This window comes from Psychrobacter pocilloporae, assembly GCF_029872915.1.
In the GTDB taxonomy this organism is placed as follows: Bacteria; Pseudomonadota; Gammaproteobacteria; order Pseudomonadales; family Moraxellaceae; genus Psychrobacter; species Psychrobacter pacificensis.
In genome coordinates this window covers 2,228,143-2,250,690 of the sequence record NZ_PGFT01000001.1, presented here as the reverse complement: position 1 = coordinate 2,250,690, position 22,548 = coordinate 2,228,143, and the positions used below count along the sequence as shown (strand labels likewise).

The 22,548-nt window shown below is 44.1% G+C and carries 20 protein-coding genes and 1 tRNA gene; 13 read left to right on the top strand and 8 right to left on the bottom strand.

Annotation, left to right across the window (positions count from 1 at the left end; translation table 11 throughout):
• Positions 1–19: 19 nt before the first annotated feature.
• Positions 20–1,327 carry an arsenic transporter gene (locus CUR83_RS09570; RefSeq protein ID WP_071001947.1) on the top strand — a complete coding sequence of 436 codons (1,308 nt, stop codon included), beginning with the start codon at positions 20–22 and terminating at the stop codon, positions 1,325–1,327.
• Between the two features lie 131 nt (positions 1,328–1,458).
• Here the strand turns inward: CUR83_RS09570 and CUR83_RS09565 are convergent.
• Together CUR83_RS09565 and CUR83_RS09560 are read right to left on the bottom strand one after the other, a co-directional pair.
• Positions 1,459–1,534 (bottom strand) — tRNA-Asn (locus CUR83_RS09565).
• Positions 1,535–1,792: 258 nt separating this feature from the next.
• On the bottom strand, positions 1,793–2,995 hold the full coding sequence (locus CUR83_RS09560; RefSeq protein ID WP_240366165.1) for a pyridoxal phosphate-dependent aminotransferase: 1,203 nt from the start codon (positions 2,993–2,995) through the stop codon (positions 1,793–1,795).
• 522 nt (positions 2,996–3,517) lie between these two features.
• Here CUR83_RS09560 and CUR83_RS09555 point away from each other — a divergent pair.
• From CUR83_RS09555 to CUR83_RS09540, 4 genes are all read left to right on the top strand, one after another.
• Positions 3,518–4,255, top strand: coding sequence for an SDR family NAD(P)-dependent oxidoreductase (locus tag CUR83_RS09555; RefSeq protein WP_093068775.1), 738 nt, complete (start codon positions 3,518–3,520; stop codon positions 4,253–4,255).
• A 60-nt stretch (positions 4,256–4,315) separates the two neighbouring features.
• Positions 4,316–6,022, top strand: coding sequence for an NAD(P)/FAD-dependent oxidoreductase (locus tag CUR83_RS09550; protein WP_284719543.1), 1,707 nt, complete (start codon positions 4,316–4,318; stop codon positions 6,020–6,022).
• A gap of 60 nt (positions 6,023–6,082) precedes the next feature.
• Positions 6,083–7,171 carry a DUF1365 domain-containing protein gene (locus CUR83_RS09545; protein WP_284719542.1) on the top strand — a complete coding sequence of 363 codons (1,089 nt, stop codon included), beginning with the start codon at positions 6,083–6,085 and terminating at the stop codon, positions 7,169–7,171.
• An 82-nt stretch (positions 7,172–7,253) separates the two neighbouring features.
• Positions 7,254–8,708 carry a class I SAM-dependent methyltransferase gene (locus tag CUR83_RS09540; RefSeq protein WP_284719541.1) on the top strand — a complete coding sequence of 485 codons (1,455 nt, stop codon included), beginning with the start codon at positions 7,254–7,256 and terminating at the stop codon, positions 8,706–8,708.
• 116 nt (positions 8,709–8,824) lie between these two features.
• On the opposite strand, the gene CUR83_RS09535 is transcribed toward CUR83_RS09540, so the two are convergent.
• On the bottom strand, positions 8,825–9,997 hold the full coding sequence (locus CUR83_RS09535) for an MFS transporter (protein ID WP_284719540.1): 1,173 nt from the start codon (positions 9,995–9,997) through the stop codon (positions 8,825–8,827).
• 108 nt (positions 9,998–10,105) lie between these two features.
• On the opposite strand from CUR83_RS09535, the gene CUR83_RS09530 reads away from it, so the two are divergent.
• The 4 genes from CUR83_RS09530 to CUR83_RS09515 all read left to right on the top strand — a co-directional run bounded on the left by CUR83_RS09530 (position 10,106) and on the right by CUR83_RS09515 (position 13,409).
• Complete coding sequence (locus tag CUR83_RS09530) at positions 10,106–10,993, top strand: LysR family transcriptional regulator (protein ID WP_284719539.1); 888 nt, start codon at positions 10,106–10,108, stop codon at positions 10,991–10,993.
• Between the two features lie 39 nt (positions 10,994–11,032).
• The gene (locus CUR83_RS09525; protein ID WP_071001940.1) at positions 11,033–11,443 is read left to right on the top strand and encodes a DUF2177 family protein; all 411 of its coding nucleotides are present in this window, start codon (positions 11,033–11,035) and stop codon (positions 11,441–11,443) included.
• Between the two features lie 154 nt (positions 11,444–11,597).
• Positions 11,598–12,149, top strand: coding sequence for an acyl-CoA thioesterase (locus tag CUR83_RS09520; RefSeq protein WP_071001939.1), 552 nt, complete (start codon positions 11,598–11,600; stop codon positions 12,147–12,149).
• Between the two features lie 171 nt (positions 12,150–12,320).
• On the top strand, positions 12,321–13,409 hold the full coding sequence (locus tag CUR83_RS09515; protein ID WP_284719538.1) for a cation diffusion facilitator family transporter: 1,089 nt from the start codon (positions 12,321–12,323) through the stop codon (positions 13,407–13,409).
• 189 nt (positions 13,410–13,598) lie between these two features.
• Here CUR83_RS09515 and dps read toward each other — a convergent pair whose 3' ends face one another.
• Positions 13,599–14,081 (bottom strand): DNA starvation/stationary phase protection protein Dps, encoded by a 483-nt coding sequence (gene dps / locus CUR83_RS09510; protein WP_284719537.1) that lies wholly within the window; start codon positions 14,079–14,081, stop codon positions 13,599–13,601.
• Between the two features lie 455 nt (positions 14,082–14,536).
• Between dps and uvrB the strand changes: the two genes are divergently transcribed.
• From uvrB to CUR83_RS09495, 3 genes are all read left to right on the top strand, one after another.
• A complete protein-coding gene (gene uvrB / locus CUR83_RS09505; RefSeq protein ID WP_284719536.1) occupies positions 14,537–16,648 on the top strand; it encodes an excinuclease ABC subunit UvrB in 2,112 nt (703 codons plus the stop codon).
• A gap of 180 nt (positions 16,649–16,828) precedes the next feature.
• Positions 16,829–17,101, top strand: coding sequence for a hypothetical protein (locus CUR83_RS09500; protein WP_237182787.1), 273 nt, complete (start codon positions 16,829–16,831; stop codon positions 17,099–17,101).
• A 222-nt stretch (positions 17,102–17,323) separates the two neighbouring features.
• Positions 17,324–17,701, top strand: coding sequence for a hypothetical protein (locus tag CUR83_RS09495; protein WP_071001936.1), 378 nt, complete (start codon positions 17,324–17,326; stop codon positions 17,699–17,701).
• Positions 17,702–17,823: 122 nt separating this feature from the next.
• Here CUR83_RS09495 and CUR83_RS09490 read toward each other — a convergent pair whose 3' ends face one another.
• Together CUR83_RS09490 and CUR83_RS09485 are read right to left on the bottom strand one after the other, a co-directional pair.
• Complete coding sequence (locus CUR83_RS09490; protein ID WP_071001935.1) at positions 17,824–18,213, bottom strand: hypothetical protein; 390 nt, start codon at positions 18,211–18,213, stop codon at positions 17,824–17,826.
• 181 nt (positions 18,214–18,394) lie between these two features.
• Positions 18,395–18,910 carry a hypothetical protein gene (locus tag CUR83_RS09485; RefSeq protein ID WP_186474184.1) on the bottom strand — a complete coding sequence of 172 codons (516 nt, stop codon included), beginning with the start codon at positions 18,908–18,910 and terminating at the stop codon, positions 18,395–18,397.
• 353 nt (positions 18,911–19,263) lie between these two features.
• Here CUR83_RS09485 and recJ point away from each other — a divergent pair, with 353 nt between their 5' ends.
• On the top strand, positions 19,264–21,102 hold the full coding sequence (gene recJ, locus CUR83_RS09480; protein WP_284719535.1) for a single-stranded-DNA-specific exonuclease RecJ: 1,839 nt from the start codon (positions 19,264–19,266) through the stop codon (positions 21,100–21,102).
• Positions 21,103–21,170: 68 nt separating this feature from the next.
• Here recJ and CUR83_RS09475 read toward each other — a convergent pair whose 3' ends face one another.
• Both CUR83_RS09475 and CUR83_RS09470 read right to left on the bottom strand, forming a co-directional pair.
• A complete protein-coding gene (locus CUR83_RS09475; RefSeq protein ID WP_075106649.1) occupies positions 21,171–21,836 on the bottom strand; it encodes a trimeric intracellular cation channel family protein in 666 nt (221 codons plus the stop codon).
• 71 nt (positions 21,837–21,907) lie between these two features.
• Positions 21,908–22,543: a trimeric intracellular cation channel family protein gene (locus tag CUR83_RS09470; RefSeq protein WP_058025112.1), complete on the bottom strand. Its 636-nt coding sequence runs from the start codon at positions 22,541–22,543 to the stop codon at positions 21,908–21,910.
• Between the last annotated feature and the right edge of the window lie 5 nt (positions 22,544–22,548).

The following is a 22,548-nucleotide window of genomic DNA, read 5'->3' as shown; positions in this document are numbered from 1 at the left end:
ATTTAAGTAAGGCTGTGCCATGCTTGCGTTCGCTATTTTTGTTGTCACTCTGGTGCTGGTAATATGGCAACCGAAAGGGTTGGGTATCGGTTGGAGTGCGATGGGCGGCGCCTTGGTCGCGTTAGCGCTTGGCGTCGTGCAGCTATCAGATGTCGGTATCGTGTGGGATATTGTTTGGGATGCGACCTTTACTTTTGTGGCGCTGATCATCATCTCGCTTATCTTGGATAGAGCAGGATTTTTTGGTTGGGCAGCGCTGCATGTGGCACGCCTTGGCAATGGGCAAGGGCGACTGCTGTTTCCGATGATTGTTATATTGGGTGCGTTTATTTCTGCGTTTTTTGCCAATGATGGGGCGGCGCTATTACTGACGCCCATTGTGATTGCGATCTTGCTGCGCCTAAATTTTGCACCACCTTCCGCTTTAGCTTTTATCATCGCGACGGGTTTTATCGCTGATACAGCAAGTCTGCCCTTGGTCACCTCAAATTTAGTTAATATCGTTAGCGCCAATTATTTTGATATTGGTTTTGGGCGTTATGCGGCAGTTATGGTGCCCGTGAATATTGTGTCCGTATTGGCGACGCTACTGGTATTGTGGATGGTCTATGCCCGTCATATTCCTAAGCACTATCCAGTCGATAATCTAAGTGCCCCTGCATCCGCTATTACCGATCCATTGGTCTTTCGCGCCGCTTTTCCATTGTTGGGTTTGCTACTGGTTGCTTATTTTGCGACCGAGCCGCTAGGGTTACCTATTTCACTTGTCACTGGCGCTATCGCATTGTTGCTAATGGCCATCGCTGGTCGTTTGTGGCAAGGCGGACGCGGCGCGGTGATTTCTGTCAGTGATGTCGTACGCAAAGCTCCTTGGCAAATCGTCCTGTTTTCGATTGGTATGTATTTGGTGGTGTATGGCTTGGGCAATGCAGGTCTTACCGCCTATGGCGCGCGCGTGCTTAACTGGCTAGGAGGGCAGGGCGCAGTCATTGCCACAGTAGGGACTGGGTTTTTATCTGCCATTGTCGCGTCTATCATGAATAATATGCCAGCGACTTTGGTCGGTGCGCTCGCGATTGATCAGGCGCAAGTGCCCGCTGCGACGCGAGAACTGATGATTTATGCCAATGTAATCGGCAACGATTTGGGCCCTAAGTTTACACCGATTGGCAGTCTTGCGACGTTATTATGGTTGCATGTATTGGCAGAAAAAAACTACAAAATTAGCTGGGGACAATATATAAAAATAGGCCTGCTGATTACGCCTCCTGTGTTACTAGTGACGCTTTTGGCCTTGGTTGTTTGGCTGCCTATGCTGCCAAGCTAATTAAGACAGTAGAGTCAGTGCAGAGTTGCTTTCAAATACAAGCCATAAAAAAACCCCCATCAAACTGATGGGGGTTTTGGCAAATGCCATAATTGAATCTATAGTGACTCAAAAGGTTTACTACTAAAATGTGGCTCTCCAACCTGGGCTCGAACCAGGGACACACGGATTAACAGTCCGTTGCTCTACCAACTGAGCTATTGGAGAATAGGTTGTAAGTAACTAATCGCTTACAACGAGCCTTAGAAGTCTCTAACGAGTTCTTGCTAAGTGGGGCGTATTCTAGCAAAGATAAAAAATACGTCAAGCGTTTTTTTTCATAACTCGTAAAAAATATCACTTTAATGATGAGGGAGAGGGCTTTTACGGATAAATAGCAAAAACAACCATAAAAAAGACGCCGCATAGAAACGACGCGGCGTCTTTTTTGTTAAAGCACTTGTAAGGCTAACGATGCTTTGTGACTTATTCGGCAACGTCCAAGTCAGCAATGGCTTTTTCGATACGTGACAAGGCATCTTGCAATGTGGCTTCATCAGTCGCGTAAGAGATACGCATATAGCCACCAAGACCGAAAGCATCACCAGGTACGACCGCGACACCGACTTTTTCTAGTAACCATGCTGAAAACTCAGTACATGATGATAGGCCAGCGGCTTTGATGAGTGGCTTGATTTCAGGATACACGTAGAACGCACCGTCAGGGCGCAAGCAAGTGATCCCTTTGATGGCGTTTAGACCATTAACGACTAGGTCGCAGCGCTTCTCAAATGCCGCTACCATTGGCTCAAGTACGCTCTGATCGCCACTGATGGCTGCTTCTGCAGCCACTTGGCTGATGGAGGTTGGGCATGAAGTAGACTGTGACTGTACTTTTTTCATCGCGCCGATGAGTTTGGCAGGGCCACCAGCATAGCCAATACGCCAGCCTGTCATCGCATAGGCTTTAGACACACCGTTTAGGATAATGGCACGGTCTTTTAGCTCAGGCGCGGCATTGAGGATATTGTAGAACTTATCACCCGTCCAGCGGATGTGCTCGTACATGTCGTCTGATGCCACATACACGTGTGGATGCTTTTTCAATACTTCAGCGATGGCTTTTAGCTCATCCAAGGTATAAATCATACCAGTCGGGTTAGAAGGGCTGTTCAATACCAACAGTTTGGTTTTTTCAGTGATGGCGTCTTCTAGCTGCTCAGCGGTGATTTTGAAATCTTGCTCAGCGGGGCATTTTACGATGACTGGTACGCCTTCTGCGATGATAACCATATCAGGATAGCTCACCCAGTATGGTGCTGGGATGATGACTTCGTCGCCAGGATTGATAAACGCTTGGGCAAGGTTAAAGAATGACTGCTTACCACCGACCGATACTAGGATTTCGTTTGGCTCATAGCTGATGTCATTGTCGCGCTTGAATTTCTCTATGATGGCTTTTTTGAGTTCTGGCGTACCATCAACAGCGGTGTATTTGGTGAAGCCATTATTGATGGCATCGATTGCTGCTTTTTTGATGTGGTCAGGGGTATCAAAATCAGGCTCGCCTGCACCCAAACCGATAATGTCTTTGCCAGCTGCTTTTAGTTCTTTTGCTTTATTAGTAATCGCTAGCGTAGGAGAGGGTTTGATGCTATTGACGCGGTCAGACAGTTGCAACTCGCTCATGAGAGTTCCTTTTTTATATGGGAGTGGGATTGGTAAAAATCGATATTAATTATATAACGCTTTTATCACTATCAGGACAAGATATCGGGCAGTTTAGACAATCACCTCATCTTGTCGTGAAGATAGCCACAATTCGATCATAAATGAGACGCTCATCCATGTCTGCGCGGCTATTTTAATATTGTAGCATGCTGATATAGCGCTGTCTTATTACCCCGATAACAAAACATTGCAGACTGTCTTTTAGCATGACTCACTGTATAAATATGAAGACCACAGCAAAGATAAGATGGTTTCGTTGTGGCAATTGCGAAGACACAACAATAAACCTATAGCCGACTACTATAACTATTTAGGTTTGTTAAATAAGATGGCGTATAGGTTAATAAAAACAAGCCATATAACAGAGCACAAATACGCTCAGATGAAAGCTTGCATCCGAATTTAAAAACAGCTCTATTCAGCTCTTTGTTGAGCGATACGCTTTTCATATTATAAGAACATTTAAAAAGGATATTCACGATGACAGATTCTGCTGAAAAACAACACATTCTTATTACTGGTGCGACCTCTGGTATTGGCAATCAATTGACCAAGGATTATCTGCTAGAGGGCCATACCGTGTATGCTGTCGGCCGTGATGACGAGGCGCTGGCTGAGCTAAAATCGCTCGGCGCAGAGACGATTGATTTGGACCTGATGGATCGTGAAAAAGTCATTGCAGCGTTTGAAAAAGTCGACACCATTGATTTGGCGATTTGCGGTGCTGGCATGTGTGAGTATTTAGATATGCCAAACTTTGATAGCGAAGTATTTATGAAAGTGATGTCAGTCAATATGGGTACGTTGTCTCATGCCATCGAAGGCGTATTGCCAAAGCTCATTGCGTCTAAAGGTCGCCTAGTCGGTATCGGTTCAGCGTCTGCTTACGTGCCGTTTGCCCGTGCTGAAGCTTATGGTAGCTCAAAAGCTGCTATCCATTATCTGATGAAAACATTACAGATTAGCCTCGCACCACACGATGTGTCGGTGAGCTTGGTCGTACCGGGTTTTGTTGAAACGCCAATGACTGAGCAAAATGATTTTCCTATGCCGTTTATCCAGACGCCAAAGCAGGCCAGTCAAGCCATCCGTGATGGCATAGAAAGCGGGCACGAGGTTATTGAGTTCCCCAAAAAATTAACGATGCCACTAAAAGCATTGGGCACATTGCCTGATTTGGTCTGGCAGCAAGTGAGTGAGAAACTCAATAAGAAATAACTTACTGATAAGCAGATCATCCACGATAACAACCGCAAAAATATAACAGGGAATGCTTTTATGCCGTTTATTCGTTTCAAGCGTGCAAATAACCAAAAAACTACGGACAGCAATGATGCCAAAAATGCTGACCATCAGGCAGCGCAAAAACGTATCGCCATTATTGGCTCGGGTGTGTCAGGACTGACCTGTGCGCATTATTTAGGCGCGCAACATGAGGTGACCGTTTTTGAGGCCAATGATTATATCGGCGGGCATGTAAATACCATTGATGTGGCACTACAGGACGGCAAAAAAGCAAAGACTAGTAACGTAGAGAGTAGCGCCATAGATACCGGTTTTATTGTTTTTAATGAGCGTACTTATCCCAATTTCTTCCGTTTGCTCCACGATCTGCAAGTGCCATTTCAGGCGACGGATATGAGCTTTTCGGTCAAAAATACCGCACGTCGTTTTGAATACAATGGGCATACGCTCAACACCTTATTATCGCAGCGCAAAAACGTACTCAATCCAAAGTTCTGGCAGTTTATCAAAGATATCTTGCAGTTTAATAAACACATTAAGCAGCTCCGTCAAGAGTATGATAGTGCGCGTGCTGCGGGGCAAGACATTAGCGGATTTACTGAGCAGACGCTAGGTAATTACTTGGCTCAACAAAACTATGGTCAGCTGTTTACTGATAACTATCTGCTGCCCATGGTATCTGCCATTTGGTCAACCAGTCTGGATGAGGTGCAAGATTTCCCACTGGTGTTTTTTGCGCAATTTTTTGACAATCATGGCTTGCTCGATGTGGTCAATCGTCCGCAGTGGTTCACGATTAAAGGCGGCTCAAAACAATACGTTAATAAACTGATTCCACGCTTTATCAAAGCGGGTGGCAAAGTGCGAGTCAATAGTCCAGTACAGTCTGTGACACGTGATGGTGAGAAAGTGCTGTTGACGGTTCAGAACAAAGGTGATGCTAACAACATCGAGAACCTTGTATTTGACGAGGTTGTTTTTGCCTGTCATGCAGACACCGCACTGAAGATTCTAACAGATGCCAGTACCACTGAAACTGAGGTGCTGAGTCACTTCCGCTTCACCGAAAACACGGCTGTATTGCATACCGATACGAGCGTCTTACCCAAGAAGCCACTGGCATGGGCAAGCTGGAACTACCTTATTGATAGAAAGACTTCAGACAATGTGACAGACAAGAATCAAGCTAGCGTAAATACACAAGCACCTGCAAAACCCGTGCTAACGTATCATATGAATATCTTGCAGCGTCTGACCAAGAAGCATAATTATTTGGTTACGCTTAACCATGAGATAGATGATCAGCAAATCGTCAAAAGCATTGATTATAGCCATCCAGTGTTCGATCTAAAGATGATTGAGGCGCAAACCAAATGGTCAAGTATCTCTGGCACAGGGTTGCATACGCATTTTTGCGGAGCATATTGGTTTAATGGCTTTCATGAAGATGGCGTACGCAGCGGTCTACGTGTGTGTCAGGCGCTCGGTCATGATATGGATATAAAAGACGAGGTTGATCCAGCGTATTTGCCTAATGCGGATAGCGCACATACGCCGTTTCGTTATAAAGACTTGCCAGTAAAAGCTGACACAAAAGCACGCACCCTTGATAAGCGTCAGATTAACACTGCGACCACCAACCAGGAGCTGGTTGAGTATGCTGAGCGCTTACAGAGTGCGGCTGATGATAATAATCAAAATAAAAAACGTGGTTTATTTGCTCGCCGTAAAGCCAAATAGCCTTGCGAGCAATATTGCAAATTTTTCTATCATCATGTGCCTTTACCGAAGAGAGTGTCTATGACCGTGTCCACCAAACCTACTAATGATATGTTACGTCATGAGCTAGCTTGTGATACTACTGCATTAGCGCATCAATTGCTTGAGGGCACGACATGGCATAGTCGGTTGCTACCTAATGTGAATAATTTTGTTTATCCGTATCGCTATTGGGGCATCAATATCGGTGCATTGGCGGCAGGACAGGATCTTCCAGAAATAGACACGGCAGCTTTTGGTGAGCATAAGGTTTTAGGCGTATCACACCTGAGCAAGATATTACCAAAGAAGTTATTGGCAAAGGGATTGCCTTTATTTTCAGCTAAGACAAAAGCGCTGCAACAATTTTGCCCTAATGATTATCTAGAGGGTTTCAATAGCCTAAGTAGTAATGAAAGCCTAAATGACAATGAGAACATAAGTGACAATGAGAACATAAGTGACAATAAAGATATTGATGGCAACTTACCGTCTAATCAAGCGCTAGAGCAGCGTCTGAGCCAAGCATTTATCAAACATGCAGGTAGCAGTCCTACAGGAGATATGGTGGGATTACTCGTATGCCGTAATGCAGGTATGTATTTTAGCCCAGTCAATTTTTACTTAGGGTTTAATGAGCAGCAGACGCCGACGCACTTATTGGCTGAAGTATCCAATACACCTTGGGACAAGCGTCATTACTATGGGTTTTTGTTAGAAGGAGAAGAGACTGAGTTTTGTCATGACAAGGACTTTCATGTGTCACCTTTTAATCCTATCGATCAGCTATACCGCTGGCAGGTGACGGTAAAACGTACACAACAACATACGGCAGATAAGCAGTCAAGCACAGGCTTGCAAGTTCGTATTGCGATCAATATCAGTGATGAGCGCGGTGAGGTCCTAAGAACGGGTATAAAGATATCAGGGGTGCCGCTGACAGAAACCACCGTTCGCAATAGCTTACGAAAAAACCCACTGATGAACATGACCTCGTTAGCACGTATTTATGGGCAAGCCTTTAAACTCTATGCGATCAAAAAGGTGCCTTATATCAATTATGATGAAAAATTGACCGATAGTAATCAGAAAACATCTGCCTCTTTAAAAAACGAAACTTTAAACGATTGATAATCTAGAAATCCAAAAATCAGCAACACATTTTATATAGTCAATTTCAAAATAAAAGAACCTAGACAAGGACAACCATACGATGTCAGTACGACCGACCGACCGAGCACCAGTGACAAAATTAGAGAAATTAACCGCTCGCATGAGTAAAGTGGTTAACGAAAGTGCCGTACTACAACCCGTCAGCGATGGGATGAATCATTTAGCTAGAAAGCTTATATTTCGCGCATTACAGCACATCCAGTTTGGCAGTCTTACTTTGATTGAGACCTTTGGTGAGCAAACAGCAAAGACAACTAGCTTTGGCAAAGTCACTCCTCAGGTAGCAAGTAGTTCAGCAGTAGGTCGACATTCTCTAAACGTCACGTTAGAGATTCATGATAGTGCGGTTTATCGTCAACTGCTGCTTGGTGGCTCTATCGCTTTGGCAGACAGTTATATCGATGGCGAATGGGACACGGATGATTTGACGGGCCTGATCCGTTTGGCGGCGCGTAACCTTGAAGTGCTTAACAAATTAGAAAACCGTTTTGCAGGTGTCAGTAAAGCATTTGAGAAAGCAAAGCACCAGCTACGTGGTAATGACAAATCTGGTTCTAAATCCAATATCCTAGCGCATTATGACTTGGGCAATGATATGTATCAGCGTTTTTTGGATGATACGATGATGTACTCGTCAGCCGTATATCTGACGCCTGACGTGACGCTTAGCGATGCTCAGCAGCACAAGCTGTCGCTCATATGTCAGCGATTACAGCTGAGTGCTGATGATAGTGTCATTGAGATTGGTACAGGCTGGGGTGGTTTTGCGATTTATGCAGCTACTCATTATGGCTGCCATGTGACTACCACGACTATCTCTGATGCGCAATATGATGAAGCGAAGCGAAGAGTCGAAGCGGCAGGATTGTCTGATAAGATCACGCTTCTTAAGCAAGATTACCGCGAGCTGACGGGAGAGTACGACAAGCTGGTCAGTATCGAGATGATTGAGGCGGTGGGACATGAGTACTTACCGACGTTCTTTGCCAAGTGCAATAGCTTGCTCAAACCAACGGGTCTTATGGTATTGCAGGCCATCACTTTTAATGATCAGAATTATCAAGACTATATCGATTCGGTCGATTTTATCCAGACACATATATTCCCAGGGGGCTGTCTGCTATCCAACCAAGAGCTGACGACACAGTTTACTGAGCAGACGGACATGGTCATCAAGCAACTACATGATTATGGCTTTGATTATGCATACACGCTGCGTGATTGGCGTGCTGCATTTATGGCACAGCGAGCAGAGATTCAGGCGCTTGGCTATGACGATGCCTTTATCCGCCTATGGGCGTTTTATTTTTGTTACTGCGAAGGGGGATTCTTGGAGCGTACCATCGGTGTGGTTCAAGTCACTGCGGTGAAGCCTAACAATATCGACACGCTGCATTTTTCCGATTTACCAAGTGCGGTCTTAAAAAACGAAACGGTTTCGAACGATGAGACGGCCTTTCATGACGCAGATATGGCAGACACAGCGACAGTATAAGTTAAGTGATATAGGTACGGCTTTTTCATAACATTTATATGGTCTCATACTGTATAAACAGTTTGAGACCCTTATGTTGAGAGGTTGTATATTGAAAAGTTTTACATTGAAAGGTTCTATGATGCTTGCAGGCCACGCTTATCATGCAGACCTGAATAGCGTGTGACCACTAATGCCATTAAAGAGATAACAGCACCGATCCAAGCTGTATCTTGCAGTGACATATTTTCAACCACGCTACCACCGATGACTGAGCCCAGTGCAATACCGATATTAAATGCAGCAATGTTCAATCCAGAAGCGACATCGACAGCGTTCGGTGTATATTTTTCAGCTTGTTTGACCACGTAGATTTGTAGGCCCGGTACATTACCAAAGGCAAAAGCGCCCCATACCAAAATAGTGAGTACAGCAGCGATCTTGGATTGCATAGTAAAGGTAAATAATAAAAGAATGACACTTAAGGCGCTAAATATAATGCTAAGCGCACTAATAGGGCCACGTTTATCTGCAAGTTTGCCGCCCCAGATATTACCGATAGCAACGGACACGCCATATACGAGCATGATAAGACCAATGGCTGATGGCGCAAATTTGGTTTGCTGTTCTAAGATAGGTGCTAGGTAGGTAAATGCCGTAAACGTACCGCCATAGCCGAGAATAGTCATTAGATAGACCAGTAGTAATTGCGGTTTTACAATGACTTGTAATTGCTCTTTGAAGGTTGCAGGGATAGATTTTTTTAGGTTTTTTGGTACTAATATCGCGCTACCAATTAAAGCGATTAAGCCCAGTGCTGAGACGACCAAAAACGTAGCGCGCCAACCGAAATGCTGTCCAATCCATGTACCAAGGGGGACGCCAGTGACGAGCGCCACAGTGAGTCCGGTAAACATAATGGCAATTGCACTGGCTTCTTTTTCTTTACTGACAAGGCTAGTAGCTATCATGGAACCAATAGAGAAAAACACACCATGTGCCAGACCAGTCAAGATACGGGCAAGTATTAAGGTTTCATAACTGGGTGCTTGCCAAGCCAGCAAGTTGCCGATGACAAACAGACCCATTAGGCTCATCAGTACTATTTTACGATTCCAGCGACCAGTGAGTGCAGTAAGGATAGGGGCACCGATAGCGACACCAACGGCATATAGGCTGACGAGCAACCCTGCTGAAGGCAAGCTCACGCCCAAATCGGTGGCAATAGTTGGTACCAATCCAACAATGACAAATTCGGTTGTCCCAATTGCAAATGCGCTTAGAGTAAGCGCCCATAAAGCGAGTGGCATAACGACATCCTAATAATTAAATAATGCGCGTAGTTTGACCGATTTATAGTTTGCAAAAAACAGCACAAATGACAAAATACCTTTGTTAATTTTGTAAAGGTCATCATGATGATGGGACATGCTAAAACAGAAGATATAGAGATATTTTTGACCGTAGTGGATACGGGCAGTTTTACTGGCGCTGCCAACTTGCTGAATCAGCAAGTCGCTAAAGTATCTCGTGCGGTGTCCAGACTCGAAGATACGCTGCAATGCACGCTATTAAATAGAACGACACGGCGCTTAGAGCTGACGGAGGAAGGGCATGTCTTTATTAGATATGCGCGTGAGAGTTTAAATACGTTATATACCGGTGAAGAGGCAATTAAGCTGTTAAAACAAGCGCCAAGTGGGCATCTACGAATTGACGCTGCGAGTCCGTTTGTATTGCATCAGCTGACGCCTTTGGTTGGTGATTTTGTGCAGCAGTATCCGCATATTACGCTTGATTTGACCTCGCATGACAATATCATCGACTTGCTTGAGCACAAGACGGATCTGGCTATCAGAATTGGCGATTTAAAAGACTCAAACTTGCATGCGCGTCTATTGGGTAAAAGTCAGCTGCGGCTAGTAGTCAGTCCTGAATATTTATATCAGCATAATGAAGTAGCTCATATTAATGATTTAAGCACTCATAAATTAATTGGCTTTAACGATGCGTCAAAGCTAAATAGCTGGCCACTAAAAACACCAGTGAAACTGAACTTTCATATGACTGGCAGTAGCGGCGAGACTTTGCGTCAGCTGTGTTTAAATCATCAAGGTATCGCTTTACTGTCACATTTTATGATTGGTGACGATTTGAAATCTGGACGATTGGTTGAGGTGTTGCCTGAGGCGATAGTAACACCAAACAATCGCGAATCCATACAGGCGGTCTATTACAAAAATAGTGCCGTATCATCGCGTATTTTAGCATTTTTAGATTTTATTCAGCCACGACTGACATTATAAGTTTTATCCGTTTTTATTCATTTTATAAGGGGTATTATCATGGGTTACGTTTTTATTTATCTTGCCGCGGTGGTTATCTTTCTAGGAGTGGATGCTGTTTGGCTGACGACCATGAAAGGGGCTTTTTATGAGTCGCGCATCGGTCATCTATTGGCGGATGAGCCTAACATGATGGCAGCTGGTATCTTTTATATGTTTTATATCTTGGCACTCTGCATATTGATTCTATATCCACAAATCAAAGCAGGGGCATCAGTTGGTCATATTTTCTTACTTGGTGGTTTGATTGGTCTAATGGCCTACGGTACATATGACTTTACCAATTTGGCACTATACAAGGGCTTTACGCTAGATACCGCACTCGTTGACTTTGTATGGGGCGGTGTTTTAACGGGCTCAGTCAGCGCGATTGTCGCTTGGCTGGCTTATCGATTTCATTGGTTGAGCTAACCAAGATCGCTCTTATTCATAAAAGCTGGCCCTATATAGCTCTAATTTACATAACCTAGACCGATTAGAGACACAGGGCTGTTTGCGCTATTTGGTGTCCTACTGTATAAATGGTAGGCACAACAAATAAGTGTCAAACCATTTAAGGAACGTTATGCCGCAATACAATACCAGCTCGACTGCCAAAAAAGCCCCACTGAATCATGAACTATATATGTCGATATTGATGACGCCTGATATGGCAAATTTTATCGGTAATGTCCATGGCGGTGATTTGCTAAAGATGCTCGATCAGGTCGCTTACGCTTGTGCCAGTCGTTATAGTGGTAGCTATGTCGTGACATTGTCCGTGGACCAAGTTATGTTTCGTGAGCCTATTTATGTGGGCGAATTAGTAACCTTTGCAGCCAGTGTCAATCATGTGGGAAATACCTCAATGGAAATTGGCATTCGTGTTGAGGCAGAAGATGTGCGTGCTCGTACCGTGCGCCATACCAATAGCTGCTATTTTACAATGGTTGCTATCGATGATAATGGCAAGCCAACTCCTGTCCCTCCGCTTGTCATCAAAAATAAATTACAGCAATGCCGAGCAGATGCAGCGATAGAGCGAAAAAAACTGCGTATGGAAAGCGCACATCGTCCCAGCTGTGATATTGAAAGCTTGAATCAAAATTTTGGCGAGCCTGAAGATATTGCCAAATAGAGTCAATAGATCTGGTTATCAGATGTTGATGATATAACGGCCTTACGCTACAGCGACTCACTAAAAAGACACTGATATTTTGCTATGCTTACTTTAAGCTGATAGGTATTTCAAGCCATTCGTCCATGGTGAATATATTCACTATCAACATGTTATTCCAGTGAGTTTAGTATGAGTCTAAAGCCATCCGTTGCTAATCCCCAACATCATTCGTCAGCTTCTTCTAAAGTGCCGAGTCATCGTGCGCGCGGTGCTAGCAGTCTGCAGACCCCAAATGATTCCGAGTTAGAGCATGTCCTAAATCAGAGTCCTGAGACCAATGATGAGCACTCAGGCTCACTCATTACGGTGTTGATTGCTGTTGGGGCCAATATCATTATCGCCATTGCAAAAACAGTGGCCGCTTTTATGACAGGATCTGCTTCCATGATTGCTGAAGCAGCGCATTCATGGGCGGATGCGGGCAATGGTACGTTGCTCATTGTCGCCGAAAAAAAATCTGTTAAACCTGCTGATAAGAGCCATCCGCTAGGATACGGCAAAGAATCCTATGTCTGGTCGATGATTGCTGCATTCGGTGTATTTACGGCAGGCTCGATTGTGTCTATTTATACGGGTATTAAGGAGTGGAACGCTACTGAATCTGAGACCAATTATACGATTGCTTTTATCGTTTTAGCAGTCGCCTTTGTGCTTGAGGGGTTTTCGCTGGTTCAGGCTTATAGACAGAGTAAAAAGCATGGTGAAGCATTGGATGTGAGTGCGCTTGGCTATGTGGTGGATACCTCCAATCCGACTTTGCGTGGTGTGTTTTTTGAGGATTTAGCTGCCGTTATTGGCTTGGTGGTTGCCGCCGCCGCTATGGGCATGCATGCCTATACTGGAGAGGCTTATTGGGATGCGCTTGGTTCTATCATTGTAGGCTTATTACTGGGGGTGGTCGCGATATTTTTGATTAGCCGTAACCGTGATTTTTTGGTGGGGTATAGAGTCACTGACCGTATGCACGAATACGTCTTGAGCGAACTGCTAAATCATCCAGATATCGATAGTGTGTCCTATCTACACCTAGAGTGGGTTGGTCCTAAAAAGATCTTTATGGTCGCCGCAGTGGATATCGCAGGCAATCAGAAAGAAGAACATGTCGCTCAAAAGTTTGAGGAGATTGAAAACTTGTTCCGAGATAACCCTGTATTCCAAGAGGCAATTTTGACACTATCGGCACCAAATGCTGATATTCTGAAATTAGAAGATATTTGAGCTATACAGCAAGTCAATAAAAGGAAATACAGTAGACGGATTCATTGACAGCAGGTAGATTGTTAAATATTCGATACATCATTCATTGTGTAAGACACGAAAAAGTGTAAGACACAAAAAAGCCGTCAATAATGACGGCTTTTTTTATTCGTAATTATGAGTCTAAAATACTCATTAATTCACGGATACTTATTTCTTTGGCGCATTCGCACCGATGAACCAAGCATCTTTATCAATGATGCGACTAGCTTCAGTGAATAGGTCAGCGGTATCTTCATCACCAGCGTCGCCAGCAGTAGCAATGGCTTCTCTTAATGCCTCTGCTACTTTTTTGTAGCGGTTAGTTAGCTCACGTACGTGTTGATCTACTTCAGTAATATCAGTTGGGTAATCATCTAAGATAGACTCTTTTACCACACGACTTGCCAGACCGTTTGGTTGACCACCCAAAATCACAATACGCTCAGCAATAGTATCTGATACTTCAAGGATACGATCTGATGTTTCGTCTAACAACTGATGCACACCGATGAAACCAGTACCTTGTAGGTTCCAATGACACTGTTTGCCATCTAGGGTTAGATCAATCACGTTTGCTAAGTTAGCGTTTAGCAAATCAATCATTTGTTTTGCGGTATCGTCTGAAATTCCACTTGCGTAACGTTCTCTCATATTTTACTCCGTTATTTATTTAAAATTATTATATTGAATGAAAATCTCAATGTATTGTTATTAGTCTTTTACTCTTACTTGATGACAATCAATCCAAAATAAATATCAGAAATATCTCTATCTACCGGCTGATAAGTCACCTGCTTGTTAATTCATGATCGATAATAGCAGCTTAAAACGATGTTGGAACCCCTCAGTGTTAGGCTTTGTTAGGTGGTCGTGTAACGGGTTTGTTAACCATGAAAATCTTTGTAAATTTATCAAAGTCTATGTGCGTTTTTTATAACAACGGCAGGTTTATTTATCGATAAATAGTATCTTTACAGACTTATATTTTGTGTAGCGCGATATGGCAATATGTATAAGATAAGACTCGTCATTATCCGTTAAAAAGCCTTTAAAAACCGCTGCTCAGACTCCATATTGTTATAAACTTTAATAAGAAGAAAATTACTATGAGAATGCCTGAACCGCGCTCATCGCGTCAGTTAAACCAATTGGCCGCTCAGCTCCAAGGCGAAGCTGAAATCAGTGGTGTCAATGCGTCTGGGACGAAAATATCCAGCCGTGCCTTTGAGATGGTCACCGATTTTGAGCCAGCAGGCGATCAGCCGCAAGCCATCGAAAAGCTGGTCAATGGTATCAATTCTGGTATGGATGAACAGCTATTGCTAGGTGTGACGGGCTCTGGTAAAACTTATACCATGGCTAAGGTCATCTTTGAATGTCAGCGCCCAACCATCATCATGGCGCATAATAAGACCCTTGCCGCGCAGCTATATGGCGAGTTTAAGTCGTTTTTCCCAAACAATGCGGTTGAGTATTTTGTCAGTTACTATGACTACTATCAGCCAGAGGCCTATGTCGCTGCTAGCGATACCTTTATCGAAAAGGACAGCGCCATCAATGATCACATTGATCAAATGCGTCTGTCTGCCACTCGTGCACTACTTGAGCGTCGTGATGCGATTATCGTCGCATCGGTATCGTGTATTTATGGCTTGGGTGATCCAGAAAGTTATTTAAAAATGCTATTGCACGTAGTGGTTGGTGATCAGATAGATCGTACCGCAACTATTAAGCGTTTGGTTGAAATGCAATACACCCGTAACGAGTTAGATTTTGGCCGTGGTACTTATCGTTTGCGTGGTGAACTGCTAGATATCTATCCTGCTGAGTCTGAGCAGCTGGCGGTACGTGTGCATTTGTTTGACAATGAAGTGGAGAAAATCACGTGGTTTGATCCGTTAACGGGCAAGACCGTACGTAGTGTGCCGCGTATTACCATTTATCCAAAATCACATTATGTGACGCCGCGCAATAAGTTAGAAGCGGCCAGTGAAACCATACGCGCTGAGCTTGAGTCGCGTTTGGAGTATTTTCGTGAAAACAACAAGCTGATTGAAGCACAGCGTCTCAAAGAGCGTACTCAGTATGATCTTGAGATGATTCAGCAGCTTGGCTACTGTAATGGTATCGAAAACTACTCACAGCATCTCTCTGGTCGTCCATCAGGGGAAGCGCCCCCGACGTTGTTTGATTACATTCCAGAAGATGCTCTGCTGTTCCTCGATGAGTCACACGTGACCGTCTCTCAGATCGGTGCAATGTATAAAGGGGATAGATCACGCAAAGAGAACTTGGTCAACTATGGCTTTCGTCTGCCAAGTGCGATGAACAACCGCCCGATGAAGTTTGAAGAATGGGAGCGCATTAAGCCCAAAACCATTTATGTCAGTGCCACGCCAGCGCTGTATGAGCTTGAACATAGTGAGCAGGTGGTAGAGCAGGTTGTACGTCCAACGGGTCTGATTGATCCTGAGATCGAGATACGTCCGGTCTTGACACAGGTCGATGATGTGCTGTCTGAGATTACCAAACGCCGTGAAAAAGACGAGCGCGTATTGATTACCACCCTGACTAAGCGCATGTCAGAGGACTTGACCAGCTATCTAAAAGAATATGGTGTCAAGGTCGCTTATCTGCATTCAGATATCGACACGGTAGAGCGTATGGAGATCATTCATGAGCTACGTACTGGTAAGTATGATGTGTTGGTCGGCATTAACTTGCTGCGCGAAGGTTTGGATATGCCTGAGGTCTCATTGGTGGCGATATTCGACGCAGATAAAGAAGGGTTTTTGCGTTCTGAGCGTTCACTTATTCAGACCATTGGTCGTGCAGCACGTCATTTGAACGGCAAGGCCATTCTCTATGCAGATAGCATTACTCCAAGTATGCAAAAGGCGATAGATGAGACAGAACGTCGCCGCGACAAACAGATTGCTTTTAACCTTGAGCATAATATTACGCCAAAAGGCGCGCGCCGTAGCATCACTGATAAGATTGATACAGGCGAAAGCCTAGATGCCAATGACAATCAGGCTATCCCAGTCAAGAGCAATTTGCCTGATGTCGATATCAATATCTTGCGTAGTCCTGATTTATTGGCCAAAGAAATCAAACGTCTTGAGAAGCAAATGCAGCAAATGTCGCGTGATTTGAAATTTGAAGAGGCGGCGAAGACCCGCGATAAAGTGCTGGAGCTTAAAGCACATTTGAGCTGATTGTCTGTATTAAATAATATAAAAAATGGGGTGCGCACTGAGCACCTCATTTTTTTGGTCTATTCGATAAGAGGGCGCTGACAAAGATTGGAATAGAACCCAGTGCCACTTACCATATCGGTATCAATCTTATAATTCATACAGCATTCCAAAGCATTGACTCATGATGGGTTCGGTAGTTTGCCATATGCAGCGGAGTTTTTGGAATCGACACAATTTAGGCGTATTGTTTATGGTGCTTACCAATATCTACCCTCACAAGCCAGCTTTATATTTCATGAGGTAAAGGGGGACGTACAAACCTATGTCAACAGAATGCACGAGCATGGTATTGCGGTTGGTCGCGAGTTTGCGCCCATCACAGGTTTCAATCGTCTAACGCTTGGCAGACCTGATGAGATGGCAGTATTCGTTGAGGTGCTCAAATCATTTCGTGAACAAAGCTGGGTTTAATCACTATAAATAGGATAGTGTCATGATAAGACTTGAGGCAAGCTCTTTATTTTTACCAACATCAAACGCAGTTTTACATATCGCACCTTAAAAAATCGCTCTCTATCTTATAGAATAGCCGCATAAAGCATGATCTACTCAGCATATACATAAAAGCTTTATTACAGCAATAGAAGTAGGCATGCTCTTGTATTTTATAATTATAAAGTTAGGGAAGTACTTATGTTTGATATCAAGTCGTTTTTTAAGCGGGAAGTAGAAAAAAAGCTTATCAACGTGGACGATTATATTTTTATGCCTGAGCGGGTAGAGATGGAGCTTGAAGGTGGTCAACTAAACTGTGTGTTAAATAGTGATGGGCGTGTAGATATTTTTTATAGCAAGGAAGGGGTAACTGAGGTTGGTTCAGCGTCACGCAAGCATCCTTTTACCGCATTTGAAAAAGAGCTGTATCATGGTGTTTATGATGATGTTATTACCGAATTAGTAAAAGAGGTGGATAAAATTATTGATGGCTCCTCTAAGTATTTCCGGCGCAGCCAGACATTGCCTTTTACAGCTGCTCTATCCCAAAACCCAGCTGATTCAAACAAATTTTAGGCAAATGCGATAACGTAAGTAGGTAGTAAGTAGGTAGATAGTATAAAGCGTCAAAAAAAGGGGAGTGCTATTGGTAGCGTACCCCTTTTTTCGTGACGTTTTTTATTTATTAATATTGTGCTCTATTTGACAAAACTGGCATAGCAGCTTTGAAGCGATTTGGCGACAACTCTAGTGACCAGTTGAGCGCGATACTGAGAATCGATAGCGGCATTACCCAATTCAACGATGGTCACTTGCTGCGGGGCTTGCTCACTCACGCAACCACAAACGTTACTTTTAACAGACTCTTGCTGCGCTTCCGTCATGGCGACACTTGCAACACGCCAAGCGGTTTGTTTTTCAATTTGGCTACGGCATTGGTTGTCGATCGCCGCTTTAAAGACATTCATGCCAATCTCATTTGCGGTACCAATTGCTGTGCCTGTGCCGTCATTTGTAGCACCCGTCGTGGTGCAGCCTGCTAGCGCGACAGTAGCCAGCATAACGGTCGATGCCAAAAGTTTTTTCATAAGTGAATCCTTTAAGGTATTTGATAATCTCTAAAGTGCTATATTATCAGTAAAATATAGTAATGGCATCATTAACCCGTCGCCTGAGACAGTCTACAATGCGCTTACTCACAAAAAAGCCAGCTAAAAAATCTCATAGCTGGCCTTATGGATATATGGATATGGCGTTGCCTAATGTTTATTAGACATTTTTACCATGTTGTTTTTGCTGAATGTCTTTTGCAAGCTTATAGCATTCGTTGATATGGTCAGTAGCGATTTTCTTAAAAATCGTATAACCCATGGTCGCAGCAACCAGTTGACCGCCTAATGGGACAAATTTGGTGACTTGTTTGGCGGCGATACGACCACCAAAGCCTTGAATGGTTTTCTTAACGATACCACGCGTTGCCATCAATCCTGCAAAATCTACAGTGCGATCTTTGACAGCACTCCAATGCACTTCGCGTGACTGAAGATCGATTGCTGACTGACGGTCTTCAATCAAACCAAAACGTTCGCTGATCTCAGGGAGCAATTGCGTCAGCATACCAGCATCAACCGCCACATCAAAGAACGGTACAGGCACGATGGCAACACCAGCAGATATTCTGGCGCGTTTTTTTACCATGTCGAGGCATTCTTTTTTGACTTTATCAAGATCTAAGCTAGGATCGATCGTATTTGGTAGTTTTTCAGCAGCTGGTGTGGTTTTCATAAAGTATCCTTATAAATAGTTAAAATATTGATGATGTAACCGTCAATAATTAGCAAGTCTCTCAGTTGTTTACTATTCTATGAATTTATAGGCGCCATACAATCATTGCTTTGTAGCAAAATGCAGAAAAGTACGGTCACTATGCATCCTTTTTGTAAGTAAGAGATCATATGAGGAGTAGGAGCTTAGTTGCCAGTAACAAGCTGGATGAGATGAACTACTAAGCCGTGATGGATTCTACTAAGCGACAGATTGAGGTGATGTATTTTGTGAATAAGTACAATATAAATGGCTACACAGCGACAATATAAATTGTCGTTGTGACCCTGCCTTAAAGGCAGTAAAATACGCTCATGCTAAATTTAACCCCCCGTAATACCAGCACTCGCATTGACGAGTTGCCCGCCGCGTTGCAACCACTTGCCGCCCAATCATTGACGCTTGCTCGCTTATATGCAGGCCGAGGTATCACTGCACCTGATGAGCTGGAGACTGGTTTATCTGGTCTGTTGCCTGCTGACATGCTGCACGGTATCACTGAAGCCGTGCGTCTATTGGACATCGCTATTGATGACGGTCAGCGTATCCTTATCGTTGGTGACTTTGACTGTGATGGCGCAACCAGTACCGCGCTGATGATGCGCGCACTCACAAAGATGGGGGCAGTCGTCGATTTTTTGGTGCCCGATCGTTTTAAATATGGTTATGGGCTAACGCCAGAGATTGTCGAATTGGGCATTGCAACCTTTCAGCCGGACGTGATAGTGACGGTCGATAACGGTATCTCCAGTCATGAAGGTGTGGCGCGCGCCCAAGCAGATGGTATTACGGTAATTATCACGGACCATCATCTCACGACCAAAGAGACACCACCTGCTGAAGCCGTCGTCAATCCCAATCAGCTTGATTGCAATTTCACCAGTAAAGCACTGGTCGGGGTAGGGGTCGCGTTTTATGTGCTCGGACGATTGGCAAAGCTGCGCCGCGACGCTGGCAAGTCTACGGTACAGGTTAGTCAGTATTTAGATTTGGTAGCGCTTGGTACGATCGCAGATGTCGGCGTACTCGATAAAAACAATCGTATCTTAGTACATCACGGGCTATCTGCTATTCGTCAAGGTCGCTGTTGTATGGGTATATTGGCGCTACTTGAGCAAGCAGGCCGTGACCCCAAGCAATTACACGCACAGGATTTTGGCTTTGTGTTAGGGCCACGTATCAATGCGGCTGGACGTATGGATAATATGCGTATCGGGATTGAGTGCCTATTGACCGAAGACTGGAGCACCGCCCAGCGTTTGGCGCAAGAGCTTGAGCAACTAAACCGTACACGCCGTCATGTAGAAGGCGAGATGCGTGCGCAGGCAGATAGTATTGTACAGACATTGGCTACTGAAACTGATATTGAGGTCGATGAAAATACAAGCGACAGTGGCGATGACATTACTCAGGAAGTTAATACTCAATTCGCCACTACTCATAAGACAAGCCATACAGACACTCGTAGTATCGTTCTGTATCAGGATGATTGGCATCAAGGGGTGATTGGTATTGTCGCTGGACGTTTAAAAGAAAGTCATTACCTACCTAGCATTGTTTTTGCGCCAGCAGATACGGAGCAGACTGGTGAAGACGATGCGATTAAGGGATCAGCACGGTCAATTGCTGGCGTGCATATTCGTGATGCGATTGAGCAAGTCGCTGAGCGTCAGCCTGATCTCATCAGTCATTTTGGCGGTCACGCGATGGCAGCAGGTCTGACCCTCAAGCGTCGTAATTTTGAGCCATTTGTCGCCGCGTTTAACGAAGTTATGGCACAAATGGATGATGACGTGTTTGCAGAGCAGAAATTCACTGATGGACCTTTGCAAGCGGGAGATTTTAGCTTGTGGTTTGCTGAACATTTAGCAGATGCTAGCATTTGGGGTCATGGATTTGCACCGCCGATATTTGACGGTGTGTTTGAGGTATTGAGTTTTAAGATATTAAAAGACAAGCATCTTAAACTATCGCTGCGTTATCCAGACGTCCAATATCCAATCGAGGCAATCTGTTTTAACTTTGATAATGACGCTTGGGATTATCGTGCCAAAAAAGTGCATTTACTATTTCAGCTAGATATCAATGAATGGAATGGCAAACAAAGCTTACAGCTGATGGTAAAAGACTTGGCTGTGGTAGAGCAAGGTTAAGGCTTAAATGCTATCAGTACAGTCAAGTTTGAGTGTGCTGATACTATTTGCTACTTTTTGACTTAACATCAGTACTTCCACTCAAGAGTGGGGAACTGCCAATCATAACGAATAGCCAGCATACGCAAGGTAAAAATCGTACTCATTGCAGAAACATCAGCAACCCAATCAGCAACGCCTAAGTTCTTTAGAGCAAAGTATAGAATACCCCCAGTTAACGCCGCAGTGATATAAATCTCTTGCTGCAATACCAGTGGAATCTCATTACAAATCATATCGCGAATGATGCCACCAACGATGATGGTGATCACGCCCAATAACAGTGCCACTGGCACATTGGTACCCATACTATCAGCGACTTTGATACCTATAAGCGTAAAGGCGGATAGACCGATGGTATCGGACAGTTTGAGGAACTTATCAACGCGTCTTGAGTTTGGATGAAAAAATATCTGCATCACAAGCGAAGAGAGCGTAATGAGCGTCAGATAGCTCATATCTACCATCCAAAACAGCGGATGACGATCCAAAATCACATCGCGTACGGTGCCGCCACCGATGGCTGTGACGATAGAGACTAGTAGGCAACCAAAGACATCAAAGTTCTTATGCTTGGCCAGTATCGTCCCTGAAACGCTACAGGCGATAATCCCAATCATATCAAAAAAATAGATCAAAGAGCGCGGGTCAAAAGTAGTGATTAGAGCTGTAGGATCCAACGCGATAGCCAACATAAGCCATTCTCACTATTTTTGATGATTGTCAGCTTTTATGTACAAAAAGCATTGCATTTTTGATCAGCTATTTAAGCAACCAAACGGATAGAGGGCAAATGCCAGTCGAATCTGAGCGCCAGCATGCGTACCGCAAAGATGACAAACAACATAATAAACTCATTGATGCCAGCGCTGACACCGACATACTGTAGGCATAAATACGTTACAGATCCTGCGATACTGGCCGTGATATAAATCTCACGCTGCAATACTAATGGTATCTCATTACAGATAATATCACGGAGCATCCCACCAATAATGGCTGTCCAGACGCCCATCATAATAGCAATAAGAGGTGACATGCCTTGGGTCAATGCGACCTTAAAGCCAATCACGCTAAATGCCGCGAGACCAATGGCATCAAAAAGCTTAAGCGCATTGTCGATCTTGTGATATAGATGAAAGAATATTTGTAGAATAAGAGACGTCACGGTAATGACGATCACATAGTTGAGATCCGTCATCCAAAATAGTGGGTGACGATCTAGTGCCATGTCACGTAGCGTACCGCCGCCAATGGCATTGACCATCGAAACCAAGATGCAGCCAGCAATATCGAAGCCTTTGTGCTGAGCGAGCAATGTCCCTGCAATTGCGCAGGCGATGATACCCACCATGTCCAATAAATATAATAGAATATCAGGAAAAATTAAATCATTAACCATACTTA